The sequence below is a fragment of the Psychrobacter sp. Marseille-P5312 genome, from assembly GCF_900291405.1.
GTDB lineage: Bacteria > Pseudomonadota > Gammaproteobacteria > Pseudomonadales > Moraxellaceae > Psychrobacter > Psychrobacter celer.
In genome coordinates this window covers 352,165-366,551 of the sequence record NZ_OLML01000001.1, presented here as the reverse complement: position 1 = coordinate 366,551, position 14,387 = coordinate 352,165, and the positions used below count along the sequence as shown (strand labels likewise).

General features: G+C 47.0%; 12 protein-coding genes and 1 tRNA gene. 9 read left to right on the top strand and 4 right to left on the bottom strand.

What is annotated here, in order from left to right:
- Positions 1-278 precede the first annotated feature (278 nt).
- From kdsA to ispD, 7 genes are all read left to right on the top strand, one after another.
- Positions 279-1,154: a 3-deoxy-8-phosphooctulonate synthase gene (kdsA, locus tag C6W44_RS01585; RefSeq protein ID WP_105243951.1), complete on the top strand. Its 876-nt coding sequence runs from the start codon at positions 279-281 to the stop codon at positions 1,152-1,154.
- A gap of 36 nt (positions 1,155-1,190) precedes the next feature.
- Positions 1,191-1,445: a heavy-metal-associated domain-containing protein gene (locus C6W44_RS01580; protein WP_105243950.1), complete on the top strand. Its 255-nt coding sequence runs from the start codon at positions 1,191-1,193 to the stop codon at positions 1,443-1,445.
- A 269-nt stretch (positions 1,446-1,714) separates the two neighbouring features.
- The gene (locus C6W44_RS01575) at positions 1,715-1,939 is read left to right on the top strand and encodes a heavy-metal-associated domain-containing protein (protein ID WP_100749802.1); all 225 of its coding nucleotides are present in this window, start codon (positions 1,715-1,717) and stop codon (positions 1,937-1,939) included.
- 601 nt (positions 1,940-2,540) lie between these two features.
- Positions 2,541-4,889 (top strand): heavy metal translocating P-type ATPase, encoded by a 2,349-nt coding sequence (locus C6W44_RS01570; RefSeq protein WP_105243949.1) that lies wholly within the window; start codon positions 2,541-2,543, stop codon positions 4,887-4,889.
- A 319-nt stretch (positions 4,890-5,208) separates the two neighbouring features.
- Positions 5,209-6,525, top strand: a complete 1,317-nt coding sequence (gene eno, locus C6W44_RS01565) for a phosphopyruvate hydratase (protein ID WP_105243948.1) — start codon at positions 5,209-5,211, stop codon at positions 6,523-6,525.
- 119 nt (positions 6,526-6,644) lie between these two features.
- The gene (locus tag C6W44_RS01560) at positions 6,645-6,953 is read left to right on the top strand and encodes an FtsB family cell division protein (protein WP_100749800.1); all 309 of its coding nucleotides are present in this window, start codon (positions 6,645-6,647) and stop codon (positions 6,951-6,953) included.
- 165 nt (positions 6,954-7,118) lie between these two features.
- A complete protein-coding gene (gene ispD / locus C6W44_RS01555; protein ID WP_105243947.1) occupies positions 7,119-7,832 on the top strand; it encodes a 2-C-methyl-D-erythritol 4-phosphate cytidylyltransferase in 714 nt (237 codons plus the stop codon).
- A 302-nt stretch (positions 7,833-8,134) separates the two neighbouring features.
- On the opposite strand, the gene C6W44_RS01550 is transcribed toward ispD, so the two are convergent.
- Positions 8,135-8,883, bottom strand: a protein-coding gene (locus C6W44_RS01550; protein ID WP_105243946.1) for an IS5 family transposase whose coding sequence is annotated in 2 segments (ribosomal slippage) — positions 8,135-8,553 and positions 8,553-8,883 — 750 coding nt in all. Because the reading frame shifts where the segments join, the coding sequence is not laid out codon by codon here.
- A gap of 268 nt (positions 8,884-9,151) precedes the next feature.
- Between C6W44_RS01550 and C6W44_RS01545 the strand changes: the two genes are divergently transcribed.
- Complete coding sequence (locus C6W44_RS01545; protein ID WP_105243945.1) at positions 9,152-9,775, top strand: BLUF domain-containing protein; 624 nt, start codon at positions 9,152-9,154, stop codon at positions 9,773-9,775.
- Between the two features lie 429 nt (positions 9,776-10,204).
- Here the strand turns inward: C6W44_RS01545 and C6W44_RS01540 are convergent.
- From C6W44_RS01540 to pyrC, 3 genes are all read right to left on the bottom strand, one after another.
- Positions 10,205-10,280 (bottom strand) — tRNA-Glu (locus C6W44_RS01540).
- A gap of 489 nt (positions 10,281-10,769) precedes the next feature.
- Complete coding sequence (gene rnt, locus C6W44_RS01535) at positions 10,770-11,528, bottom strand: ribonuclease T (RefSeq protein WP_075100582.1); 759 nt, start codon at positions 11,526-11,528, stop codon at positions 10,770-10,772.
- A gap of 202 nt (positions 11,529-11,730) precedes the next feature.
- Complete coding sequence (gene pyrC / locus C6W44_RS01530; protein WP_105246363.1) at positions 11,731-12,801, bottom strand: dihydroorotase; 1,071 nt, start codon at positions 12,799-12,801, stop codon at positions 11,731-11,733.
- A gap of 333 nt (positions 12,802-13,134) precedes the next feature.
- Between pyrC and C6W44_RS01525 the strand changes: the two genes are divergently transcribed.
- Positions 13,135-14,373 carry an argininosuccinate synthase gene (locus C6W44_RS01525; RefSeq protein ID WP_075100583.1) on the top strand — a complete coding sequence of 413 codons (1,239 nt, stop codon included), beginning with the start codon at positions 13,135-13,137 and terminating at the stop codon, positions 14,371-14,373.
- The last annotated feature ends 14 nt before the right edge of the window (positions 14,374-14,387 follow it).

Below are 14,387 nucleotides of genomic sequence, written 5' to 3'. Positions count from 1 at the left end.
TTAGTAGAGAGAGTTGCTACTATTAAAAAAGCTATGAGTGACCCGGTAATAATTGTGCTCGCATCAATCATAAATGCTATGCGATAACAGCATTACTATAAAAAGACTGATCTTCGGATTGGTCTTTTTTGCTTTTATACATGCAGGGGTTATGCCTAGCTGGTCGGGCAATGACAATGCTTGGTCATGTCTAATTACGCTAGGATACTTTCTTTCATTGGGTTATCGGTTACAATATCAGGCAGAGACATCACTATAATAAAGAGGATAACAGCGGTATGGACAATCTAACCACAGCGCAATCGCATATCACGCTCACCACCCCCAGTCATAGCAGCATCACGATCGGTAATGATCAGCCGTTTGTGTTGTTTGGCGGCATGAATGTCTTAGAATCGAAAGAGATGGCGTTTGAGATTGCAGAGCAGTATGTCGAGATATGTCAGCGTTTGGGCATCGGCTATGTGTTTAAAGCCAGCTTTGATAAAGCCAATCGCTCTAGTTTGCATTCTTACCGAGGCCCAGGCTTAGAAAAAGGCATCGACTGGCTGGGGCAAATCAAAGAAAAGTTTCAAGTACCGATTATCACCGATGTACACGAGCCGTATCAAGCCGCACCGGTCGCAGAGGTCGCCGATATCATTCAGCTGCCTGCGTTTTTGTCGCGTCAGACTGACTTGGTGCATGCGATGGCAAAGACAGATGCTATCATCAATATCAAAAAAGCGCAGTTTTTAGCGCCGCATGAAATGCGTCATATCATCAATAAATGCTTGGAAGGCGGTAATGATAAGCTCATACTTTGTGAGCGCGGCAGTGCCTTTGGTTATAACAATTTGGTCGTGGATATGCTCGGGTTTGATACCATGAAACAAATGAACGTACCGGTATTTTTTGATGTGACCCACAGTTTGCAGCAGCCAGGCGCGCGCAGTGACAGTGCTGGCGGTCGCCGTGAGCAAATCACCACCCTTGCCCGTGCAGGAATGGCAACGGGACTGGCGGGGCTGTTTTTGGAAGCGCATCCAAACCCAGAGGTGGCAAAATGCGATGGCCCCTGTGCGCTCAGAACCAGCCAGTTGGCGCCGTTTTTGCGTCAGCTTAAACAGATTGATGATTTGGTCAAAGGTTTTGAGGTGTTAGATACTCACTAATACCGTCAATGGAACCCATGATAGGAGGATAGGAGAATGGCGATTCAGACAGCAAAAGTCAGCATCGAAAACATCGATGATGCCAAAGGCTTGGACAGTGTGATGACCGCGCTAAAAAACATCACAGGAGTGACCGCGATAGATCTGGATGCGGCAAGCAGTATAGCAACCGTGCGTTATGATGATACCGATACCAGTATTCATGCCCTAACGGCGGCGATTAGCATGGTCGATTATGTGACACAGCCATATCCTATCGATGCGCCGCAAAATCCACGCTATCATGATTAAAAGTTATCATAACTAAAAGATAACGGCGTCGCAAAGTGAGCGTCGAGCATCGCCTGTTGGATAAAGTCAATCCGATATAAAAACGATGTGACAGCTGTGTATCTGATTTATTTGGATTCGACTATATAAAGTATGAAGGCCTTAGTTAATAAAGTCATACCAAAGCGCCTTGTTGTTGGCTCTGATAGGGCTTATGCTAGGACACGCCCTTAGTAAATGACTGTATTTACTTGAAACTAGGTTAGTTATATAACAATAAGGAGGCCCTCATGGCAACCCAGACTCGTATTATCAATATCGATGGCATGACTTGTGGCGGCTGCGTGGCAAGCGTCCATACAGCCACAGGTGATATCGACGGTTTAGATACCATGACTGTCGATTTGGCTGACAAGCTGGCAACGGTGACATTTGATGATAGCAAAACCAGCGCAGAAGCCATTGCGGCCGCGATCGAAGAGGCAGGTTTTGATGCAACCGTCGCCAACTCGTAAGTCTTACCGCTTTAACGCAAAACCAGCTGTCATGGCTGGTTTTTTTCATGAGAGCCTTGCTGTCAGTCTACTTGCTTTGACAACTTTGCAAAGCATGGCTGCAGGGCTTGAATAGAGGATAGTCGTAGCCATTTATTAGGTATGAGGCAATAGCCACGCTTGAGTAGGATTTATCTCTCATTAGATTAGGGCGTGTTCTTATTTTTATCGTTGAGTCACTATAAAATAAATACAGTGCGACTGGGAGTAATTTTGCGCAGCCTCTGTCTGCGTAGGCACAGCAAGCAAGAAAAATTAATACCAGTCACGCGTGATAAAACCATATACTTCTTTTATTTAAGATTGACCCTATCATTCATGTTGAGAATGAGAGTACGCCCCAGCATAGTCTATTTGCCTGCAGACGCTCTTTTCTGATTTTGACGTCTGATATTTAGATTTTTTCACCGATTTTATTATACATTTATAAACGCTATAGTCCGCCTACCCAAAACGAAGCGCCTGTTAGTTAAGAGATGGCAGTTGCCTTTACAGATTCCTTGGCCGATTTTAGAGTAAACCGACTATGTAATGCGCTATAACGCAACCACGAGTTTTATTTATGAAAGATTCTACCCGCACCAGTACTGATCCGTCTTATGAGGTGGCGACTGATATTGAGTCCAAAACTGCGATAGCGCCCAAGCGTGCGCACCTGCAACTGGCGATTGAGGGAATGACATGTCAGGCTTGTGCGTCTCGCATTGAAAAAGTCCTTAATAAGAAGCCGGCGGTCTATGAAGTCAATGTTAACTTCGCTGGCGAAACGGCTAACGTCGATTATGATCCAACGCAAACCACACCTGAGCAGGTAACAGAATGGGTGAATAAAACTGGTTTTGTGGCCAATTTGCAGGCCGCTGATAGTTTGTTTGCTAAGTCGGATGAAGATACCGCAACTGAGTATCCGTGGCGCTTGATTGCCCTATGGGTTTGTTTGCTACCGTTTTTAGTGGGTATGGCAGGCATGCTCGTTGGACAGGGTATGGCGTGGATGCCACCGGTTTGGATTCAGTTTATCTTAGCGACTATTGTCCAATTTGGGCTGGCATTGCCCTTTTACAAAAGTGCGTGGGCGTCTATCAAAGGTGGTCTTGCCAATATGGACGTGCTGGTGGTTATCGGTACGGTGACTATTTGGGCATATTCTACTTATCTGTGGTTGACTCATGGCGATGGCACGTTAAGCAGCCTATTGCAAAGTGGATATGCTGGCGGACATGGCCCCGCTGTGTATTTTGAAGCCGGGGTGATGGTCATCGCCTTTGTACGAACGGGTAAGTATTTGGAGGAGCGAACCAAAAAGCACAGCCTAAACAGTATCGATTTATTGTTATCATTGACGCCAGATGAAGTAGAGCAGCAGCAGCCCAACGGCGACTTTCATAATGTCGCATTGCAGGCGGTGCAAGTCGGTGACATCCTGCGTGCCAAGCAAGGCAGCCGTGTGGCAACCGACGGGGTGGTCATAGATGGCGGCGGCTGGTGCGTGGAGAGTCATCTGACGGGTGAGTCTGTGCCCCTAAAAAAACAAATAGGCGATGAGCTGCTGGCAGGGGCATTGGTCGAAAACGGCAGTTTGCTGTATCGCGTCAGTGCCAAAGGCAGCGATACCCAGCTTGGCGATATGGTCAAAGCCCTTAGCGACGCCCAAGGCTCAAAGGCTGAATTGGCAAGGCTTGCTGATAGAGTAACGGCTGTTTTTGTACCAGTGGTGGTGACCATCGCTTTGGCTACTTTTGGGCTAACGTGGTGGCTGACCGGCATGGTGGATACCGCCTTGATGCATGCGGTGTCTGTATTGGTCATCGCGTGTCCTTGTGCGCTCGGTCTGGCCACGCCTGCGGCTATTATGGCGGGCATGGGCGTGGCCGCGCGCCATGGCGTTTGGTTTAAAGACGCGCAAAGCCTCGAGGCGGCAGGCAATATCGACACGGTCGTGCTTGATAAAACCGGCACATTGACTGTCGGTAAGCCGTCTATCGTCGATCATGTCATGGTGGACAGCTCCATTGCTGTCGATGATGTGCTACAAATTGCGGCAAGCGTTGAGGCGCATGCCAGTCACCCCTTAGCGACCGCCTTGATCAATGCTGCGGCCGAGCGTCATTTGCCACTGATGACTGTCACTGACATCAGCGTCATCAAAGGCGCGGGTATCCAAGCCAATATCGAAGGCTTGGGTCTGGTAAAAGTCGGCACGGCAGAATTTGCCAATCTAACTTTGCCCAAATTTATGCCAAAAGTATGGCAAATCGCCAGTACCGTAGCGCTTAGTATCAATGATGAACCGCTCGGGGCTTTTGCCTTGGCAGATGATCTAAAGGCAGATACCCCGCAGGCGATAGCGGCGTTACAAGAGAGCGGCATCCATGTCATCTTGATGAGTGGTGATAAGCAGTCTGTGGTCGATCACGTGGCAGGCCAGCTGGGCATCGACAAGGCATATGGCCAAATGAGCCCGCGGGATAAAGCTAGTCAAATCGCGCTGTTGCAAACTGCCGGCCATAAAGTGGCCATGGCAGGTGATGGCGTCAATGATGCGCCAGCGATGGCCACTGCCGATGCCAGCTTTGCCATGTTTGAGGGTACTGATGTCGCGCAGCATAGCGCCTCCGCTCGCTTGATGGGCGAGTCGCTGATGCATATCGATGCGGCACAGAAAATCGCTAACGCCACACTGCGCAATATCAAGCAAAACTTATTTTTTGCGTTTCTTTATAATACGTTGGGCATACCGCTGGCAGCGTTTGGGTTTTTAAACCCGATGATTGCCGCGGCGGCAATGGCGCTGAGCTCCATCTCTGTCTTGATGAACGCGCTACGTTTGACACGTTTTCGCACTGAGGTTGAGCTAGATAATACCGTCTCTACTCATCACACTGAGGATAAGCGCTTGCCAAGTGCCTAAGTCTGCTAGAGCAGTCACCTTCGCCGATATCGCCGTGAGCCAGATAGGCGGATAACCGAGCGTTTGTATGACTTTATGAGCGTCAGTCGGTGCAAGAGAAGGGAAGTTTGGCGAAATTTATGCTATGATGCTACGTACGATAGCCGCTCATGAAAGCCGTAAATAAACGCTTGGTTTTGTCCAAACCCAGCCGATTATACTAAGTAGGCAAGATAGGTTTGAACCTGCGCTATACGATATTTTATTTTATCTTTTTTGTATTCTAGTTGCCGTTATTTATCCCACAAACTTGGCATGACCAAAGGAATTAACAGACATTATGTACGCTGAAGAAACCACCAACGTCACCGCAATTAAAGACATTCGCGCCCGTGAGATTTTAGACTCGCGCGGTAACCCAACCATCGAAGCTGACGTCATTTTGGCTGATGGTACTATCGGCCGTGCTGCTGCACCCAGTGGCGCGTCTACTGGCTCACGTGAAGCCCTCGAGCTACGTGATGGCGACAAAGATCGCTACATGGGCAAAGGTGTCAAAAAAGCCGTGGCCAACGTCAATAGCCAGATCCGTAGTGCGCTTATGGACAAAGACGTCACCGAGCAGCAAGCCATTGATGATGCGATGATTGCATTAGATGGTACAGAAAACAAAGACAACCTTGGCGCAAATGCCATGCTCGCGGTCTCTCTTGCCACGGCAAAAGCCGCTGCTAAGTCACAAAGCTTGCCACTGCATCAATACATTGCCAACTTGCGCAATCAGACATCATTGACCATGCCGGTACCGATGATGAATATCCTAAACGGCGGCGAGCATGCCGACAACACCGTTGATATCCAAGAGTTTATGATTGAGCCAGTTGGTTTTACCAGCTTCTCAGAAGCCCTGCGCGCAGGTACAGAGATTTTCCATAGCCTAAAGTCTGTCCTAAAATCACAAGGTCTCAATACTGCGGTTGGTGATGAAGGGGGCTTTGCGCCCAACCTGCGTAGCAACGAAGAAGCCATTACTGTCATCATGCAAGCGATCGAGCAGGTCGGCTATAAGGCTGGTGAAGAGATTCATTTGGCGCTAGACTGTGCGGCCAGTGAGTTCTATAAAAACGGACAATATGTCTTGGCAGGTGAGGGCAACAAGGCCTTTGATAGCCAAGGCTTTTCAGACTACCTTGTAGGCCTGACGCGTCAATATCCGATCATCTCTATCGAAGATGGCCTGGATGAGTCAGATTGGGACGGCTGGAAGTACTTAACTGAGCAAATCGGTGATAAAGTTCAGTTGGTTGGTGATGATTTGTTTGTGACCAACCCTGCTATCTTGCAAGAAGGTATCGACAAGCACATTGCCAATGCGATTTTGATTAAATTTAACCAAATCGGCACGCTGTCAGAAACCCTAGACGCCATTTATCTGGCGAAGAAAAATGGCTATGCGACGATTATCTCGCATCGCTCAGGTGAGACAGAAGACAGTACCATTGCAGACTTGGCAGTCGGTACCGCAGCCGGTCAAATCAAAACAGGCTCACTATGCCGTTCAGACCGCGTAGCGAAGTACAACCAATTGCTACGTATCGAGCAGCAAGTACGCGCCAGCTACCGTGGCCGTGAAGAGTTCATTGGCCTACGTGGCTAAACGCTCTTATAGTTGCAGTCGATAAGTAAGTGTGTGCTGGACGATAGGCTGCTTTTGCGGTATCGTTCAGCATACTGAGCTGTGTTGATCCTCTCTGTCTTGTTTGGCGCAAACCCTTTATGAAATACTTTAGCCAATTTATGCTACTTGCCTTAGCCGTTGCAGTACTCTTAGGTCTGCAATATCAGTACTGGCTGGGTGAAAATGGCCATTTTGAGCATCAAAAACTGCTGACACAGATCGAAGAGCAGCAGCGCTTAAATGACAATCAAGTATCAGCAAATAACTTGTTGCGTACGGATGTTCATGACTTAAAAAACGGTCTTGAGGCGGTAGAAGAGCATGCTCGTTTAGACTTAGGTCTTATCAAACCCAATGAAACCTTTGTACAGGTATCCACGGCGCCGACGACGCACAGTCGTTATTAAGGCAGGCACATTAAGCCCAGTCGTTTGGCGATACCTTGGTCTTGTCATTATCATTATAACCACGATGACATTCAGACACTTTTCAATCTCTCTCTTTTTATCTTTTCCCCTTTTTTAGTGCCACCTCATGGCTCCCCGTGATTTTTCTTTGATAGGCCTTGGCTCATGAATACCACTCCTCGCATACATGCCATGATCGTTGCTGCTGGTCGCGGCAGTCGCTTTGGTGCGTCTATGGCCAAGCAGTATACCTTGTTTCAAGGCCAGACATTGCTGCAGCATAGCGTGGAGCGGCTCGCTTGTAGTGCCTTTATCGAGCAGTGCTGGTTGGTCATCGCTGCGGACGACACTACCGCGCAAATGCTCAATTTTGCCTTGCCGGTACAGTACGCCACTGGTGGTGCTGAGCGTTGGCAGTCGGTGCAGGCGGGCGTGGAGGCCATTCGGCAGTCAGGTGCTGCAGACACCGACTTGGTCTTAATCCATGATGCTGCGCGCCCAGCGGTGCCCAGTTGTGATATTGATAAGGTCATTACGGCGGCGATGCATGAGCCGTATGGCGCCATCTTAGCGACGCCAGTCGCTGATACCCTCAAACACTCCTATGGACAAGACGCGGGGCTGCCTACTTATATTGCGAAAACGCTTGATCGCAGCAATATATGGCAAGCACAAACGCCGCAAGTCTTTCGACTAGACCAATTACAAAAAGTCCTACAGCATGTCAGTGAACAGCAGATAGCAATCACGGATGAAGCCAGTGCTTTTGAGTCTCTGAGGTTACCCATCCGCTTGGTGGCTGGCAGTCGCCAAAATATCAAATTGACGTATCCTGATGATGCCGCCTTGCTCTCTGCTATCTTGAGTCTACAAACTTGATAGCTTTTACCTTGATAGCTTTTACGTAGACGCTAGAACCATCAGTTTTATTAACCCCCTTGATTTTTGATACAACCGTCTATTATCGCTGCAAAAAATACAAAGCGATACTTCTATTATATTTGTCTTAGTGGATATAATGGCATACTAGGGTGTGTTGACAATTACCGTAAATGGATAATCGTCGCTGCTAAATAGATATTAGCAGCAAACGACTCATCCGTTTTTTCAGCACGCATGGCAATTTTCTTGAAATCTTTCAGCTTACAGAAGANTAATGGCATACTAGGGTGTGTTGACAATTACCGTAAATGGATAATCGTCGCTGCTAAATAGATATTAGCAGCAAACGACTCATCCGTTTTTTCAGCACGCATGGCAATTTTCTTGAAATCTTTCAGCTTACAGAAGAAGTTCTCGATTAAGTGACGCCACTTGTACATTTCTTTATCGAAATCTCGTTGCTTTAAACGAGAGCGTTTAGGGGGTATGACCGCTTTGCTACCACGCTCTTCTAAGTCTAGCAGTAGCCAATCCGTGTCAAAGGCTCTATCGGCAAGCAGTGCACCAAACTCTTTATCTTTAATTAAAGGTTTAACGCCAGCCGTGTCGTGCTGTTGTCCTTTCAATAAAGTAAAATCAACAAGGTTGCCTAACGCATCAACCATTGCCATGATTTTAGTGGTCATACCGCCTCTTGATTTGCCAATTGCCTGATGACAAGCCCCCCTTTTGCGCCTTGTCCATGACGATGTACCTTAACAATAGTGCCATCAGTCATGGCATACTCTAAATCTGAGTCATTCAGAGCATTAAATAGCTTGCTGAATCTATCGCTTTTTACCCATCGACGGTAGCGCTTATAAACACTGTTCCAGTTACCAAATTCAGGGGGTAAATCTCGCCACGGTCTACCTGTACGGACAATCCATAGAACAGCTTCGATAAATAGTCGATTATTTACGGCTGTTCTACCAACATCGGTCTCTTTACCTGCACAATACGGTGCTATCTTTGACCACTGGGCATCACTTAGGGTTAATCTAGTCATAACGCTATGATTATCAATTATTCTATATATGTCAACACACCCTAATATATCATTATTTATCTATAACCAAACTTATAAGGTAAACATAGGTTGCTTTAATGACGAAACTAGCCTATGATGTAACTAACTTAATACAATTGATATAAAACTTATAAAATCAATAATATAACAAGTCAATTGATGACTTTTGATTGTCTTGTCTCTAGATTTTTTTCAACGTTAGTATGGTTGTCTTAGCTACATTAACCTAAATATAGGGAGAAGCGGATTGTCAATAATCAATGATTCGACAAATCCAGTAACGACGGATCTTTGCCAGCTGGTGTACATCAGCCGGATTACTTCGACTGGTCTGTCAAGTCCCAGTACACTTAATGACATCTCAGAGATTGCGATTGAACGTAACCAAACGGATGAGATTACTGGTATCCTTTGCTATGGCAATGGGTATTTTTTTCAATGTGTAGAGGGGTCGGAGCAAGCTTTGACCAATCTAAAAAATCGCTTGTTGGCAGATGAGCGACACAAAGACATGGAAATTTTGGATTTTTCAGCGATTGATGAGCGCCGTTTTTCGAGCTGGTCGCTGCGCTCTATCACACTTGAGCGCTGGATGACGAGAGACCCTGTGTTGAAAAAGCTGATGCCGTTTAAGCCCTATAGCTGGAGTGTGGATGAGTGGCACAGGTTTTTGGATATCTTGCAAAACTACTACGAAGAACAAATCAGAACAGGCAATACTGATGCCCAGCCGATCAAGTACAGTACCTTAGGGGTAACCTTAAGTAAAGTAGTCGGTCAACACCAAGCGTTCTTTTTGATTCAAACGGTATTGGGCTCGATGATAGTCGTCGCATTGTTGTGGCTGATGCTATCAGATAAAATCTGGTAGGAAGTTAGCCTGCGCCGACGGGTACGGCAAAGATTTATACCAGCCTTTATCCCAGCTTTGCTATATCTTATTTATTTGACCGGACTATAAGCAGTGTGTAGCCAACTTTAAACTTGCAAACACAAAAAAGCCAGCATCCATTGCTGGCTTTTTTGTGACTATCTATCAGACAGATAGCGTTTGATTTTGATGGTGGGAGTACGTCGAGTCTAGAGCTTAAAAGTTAGAAAAAGGGTAGCTCGTTAGAAGGAAAGGGTGTGGCTTGCTTGGCTTGGCTAAACTAAGTCATTGAGTCAAAAAACAAACATAAAAAAAGCCCGACTCATAATATCTTATGAGTCAGGCTTTTTGGTGGTACGCTTATCAGTCTTATCTTATGCTAAGTAAAAGTTATGCTAAGCAAAAGGGCTAATAAGTGACGCCTTATAGTGGCGTCCCCAGGGGGATTCGAACCCCCGTTACCGCCGTGAAAGGGCGGTGTCCTAGGCCTCTAGACGATGGGGACTAGTAACAATACCTCAGCTGCTTTCACCATTTATGCTGAAGTGGTGCGTATTTTAATGGCGTCTGCGTTTTCTGTCAAGCCTTTTTCTTCGTCTTTTTAAAATTAAATATCTTTTTTTGATAGCACGGCGCGGATGCAGGTCTTTGCGCTTTAAATGATGCCGAATCCATAGAGAGGTACAAGCGCTGATAGTCAGGGCTAGTAGCATATAACCGAGGATGGTGCCCCATAACTTAAGCTGTGGATCCATAGTAGAGTCCCTCCTATCAAGCCTTGCAGTGATGACTCACATACTGCAAGGACGTGTGGGCGACTTTGACCATCTGTAGGGTGATAAGACCACTAAGCAGTAGGCTGGTATGGCTCGTCAGCGTACTGTTTTTTATTCTCATATCCTTTTCGACTAAAACACCAAGAGGGTAAAGTCAGCTAGTCTTACCAATAGCATTATTATCAGGGCATAACAATATAGGATATGTGATTAAAGGCTTATTTGTCAGTTTGCGTAGCGGTGTCAGCTTCGGTAGGCTCAGTAGCCATAGCGTTTGCGAGCATGGGGTAGCTGTTTAAGATATGACAAAAAAGCTCGGCAGTTTTTTGCGTATCGTATAGCGCTGAGTGTGCATCTTTACCATCAAATTCTAACCCTGCCGCTTTACAGGCTCGTGCCAGTACCGTCTGACCAAAAGCAAGGGCCGACAGTGTCACGGTGTCAAATACCGAAAAGTTATGAAAAGGATTGTGGTTTTTGCTATTGGTACGTAGCACTGCGGCATTTAAAAACGCCAAATCAAAATGGGCATTGTGACCGATGAGCACGCACTGACGACAGTCCTCTGCGCGTCTGACCTCTTTTAAACCTTTAAAGATACGCCGCAAGGCAGTCTTTTCGTCTTCGGCGATGGCTTTGCGCATGGGATTTTTGGGATCTATGCCGGTAAATGCCAGCGCACTTGGCTCTAGGTTTGCTCCTTCAAAGGGTTCGATATGGGCGTTGAGCGCATCTCCTGGATAAAACACGCCCTGCTCATTAAGTAAGATAGGGATGCAGGCAATCTCTAGTAGCGCATCTGTTTGCGCGTTAAACCCCGCTGTCTCCACATCGACGACGACAGGCAAAAATTTACGAAACCGGTCTTTTAGGCTCAGTGGTGCTTGCTCATCTGACGAACCTGCAGTGCTATCTGCGCTAGTCGCCGGTGTGTGCTCAGGGTTGCGGGGTAAGGCGGTATCGTTTTGAATGGTCATATCACGTTAAATCACTTTTGTCAGTCGTGCTGTTATATTGAATAAATAATCACTAAAAAACCATCCTACGATCTCAGCTACGCTTTAGGTAACAAGGTAGCGTCGATATCGTCGGATAGCAAATAAAAGCGCGGGTTTTGGCGTCCGCTGCCACTTATTCTTGAGTTGGCTTCGTCTTTAATCGAATTAGTCTTTAGTCGAATTAGTCTTTAATCGACCAAGGGAGCGTCTCGCCCGCTAGCAGCGGTGTCAAAGAAGTGCCGTCAAAATATGGATAAGCGTTTGGCACTTGCATTGGAGTGTTTACAAGGGTGATGGTGCTTTGGTTGACAGGCAGACCATAGAACTGCGCGCCAAAACGACTGGCGAATCCTTCTAGCTTGTCTATCTTGCCGACACTGTCAAAGGCGGTGGCATATAATGGTAAAGCGATAGAGGCGCTATAGCAGCCGGCACAGCCGCACGTGGCTTCTTTTTTGTCGGTTGCGTGCGGGGCAGAGTCGGTGCCCAAAAAGAACTTTGGATTGCCACTTGTTGCCACGTCTAACAGTACCTTTTGGTGGCTTTCACGCTTTAAGATAGGTAAGCAGTAAAAGTGCGGCTTGATACCACCGACCAGCAAATGATTGCGGTTAAACATCAGATGCTGCGGGGTAATGGTCGCGGCTATATGGTTGCCTTGTGCCAAGACAAAATCAGCGGCGTCACTGGTGGTAATGTGCTCGACGACGATTTTTAGGGTGGGAAATTTGACGATGATTTGTGCCAATACCTCGTCTAAAAACCGCTTTTCGCGGTCAAAAATATCCACATGATCTTGCGTCACCTCACCATGTAACAATAACGGTAAGTCGTATTTTTCTAACGCTTCAAACACATCGACGCACGCACTGATGTCAGTGACACCATCAGCCGAGTTGGTCGTGGCTCCTGCTGGATAAAGCTTGACCGCTTGGACGATACCGGATTTTGCGGCCATCTCGATGTCTTGTGGCGTGGTGTTGTCTGTGAGGTATAACGTCATGCGGGGGTCAAACGCTGCAATGCGCTCAGCGCTTATGTCGCTGTTTTGCAAGTGCGTCATGATACGCTCACGATACGCGCGGGCATCATCGACAGTTTTGACAGGGGGGACAAGGTTTGGCATACAAATGACACGGTTAAAGCTACCTGCAGCATGTGGCACGGTCGTGCCCAGTGCCTTGCCGTCGCGCAAATGAATGTGCCAATCGTCTGGCTGAAGAATGGTCAACTCTCTAATCGAATCAGTCATAAGGTCGTCGCGCTCTATATCGTCATATACGGGAAATAAAAGGGAGTGATACTGCCCGACTATCATAACAGATTTGCCTACTTGACTAAATATGTGACCAGATATAGTCAATAGAAGAGACAGGCGGGCAACGACCTAGCTGGCATGCCAAATAACTACCGCCAAAATATATTTATTTGAGATTTAACGCAAAAGCGCGCCGCACGGGGCAGTGGTACTTTTGCCCATAGTAAATATGATGTACACTGAGCAGGTGGTTTATTTTTTGTCTACGATTAGCGCTTTTATCCCCACTCAATTCTCATCATCAAAACTTTATAATAGGAGTTATTCATGGCTCAACTTGATCCAAAAAATATTAATAAAATCGTATTGGCTTATTCAGGTGGTCTTGATACCTCCATCATCGCTAAATGGCTGCAAGAAACTTATGATGCTGAGGTGATTACTTTTACCGCTGATATCGGTCAAGGCGAAGAAGTTGAGCCGGCCCGTGCCAAAGCCCAAGCCATGGGTATCAAAAATATCTATATCGAAGATTTGCGCGAAGAGTTTGCGCGTGACTATGTCTTCCCGATGTTCCGTGCCAACGCCATCTATGAAGGCGAGTACTTACTCGGCACGTCTATTGCTCGTCCGCTCATCGCCAAGCGTTTGGTTGAGATTGCCAAAGAGCACAACGCCGATGCCATTAGTCACGGTGCGACAGGTAAAGGGAATGATCAGGTACGTTTTGAGCTTGGTGCGGTCGCGTTATCGCCAGATGTTGTGACCATTGCGCCGTGGCGTGAGTGGGACTTGTCAAGCCGTGAGAGCTTGATGCAGTATGCTAAAGAGCATGATATTGCCATTGACTATGCTGGCAATAAGAAAAAATCGCCTTACTCAATGGATGCCAACCTACTGCATATCTCTTATGAAGGCGGTATCTTAGAAGACCCATACGCCGAGGCAGAAGAAGATATGTGGCGCTGGTCGGTCAGCCCAGAAGATGCCCCAGACGAGGCACAGTATTTAGAGCTAGAGTATGAAAAAGGCGATATCGTTGCGATTGATGGTGAGCGCCTCAAGCCATATGAAGTGATGATTAAGCTAAATGAGCTAGGCGGCAAGCACGGTATCGGTCGTTTGGATATCGTCGAAAACCGCTATGTCGGTATGAAGTCGCGCGGCTGCTACGAGACGCCAGCAGGTACCATCATGCTAAAAGCGCATCGCGGTATCGAGTCGCTGACCTTAGATCGTGAAGCGGCGCATCTAAAAGACGAGCTGATGCCGCGCTATGCAAAAATCATCTACAACGGCTACTGGTTTAGCCCTGAGCGCATGATGCTACAGGCATTGATTGACAAATCACAAGAGTATGTCAATGGTACGGTACGTGTGAAGCTGTATAAAGGCGCGGTGAGCGTGGTTGGTCGTAAGTCAGATGACTCACTATTTGATGAAAAAATCGCCACGTTTGAAGATGATGCGGGCGCATATGATCAAAAAGACGCAGAAGGTTTTATCCGTCTAAACGGCTTGCGTTTGGCCATCGAAGCCAGCCGCGGTCGTGATTTATCAAAATAAGCGCTTACGCTGCT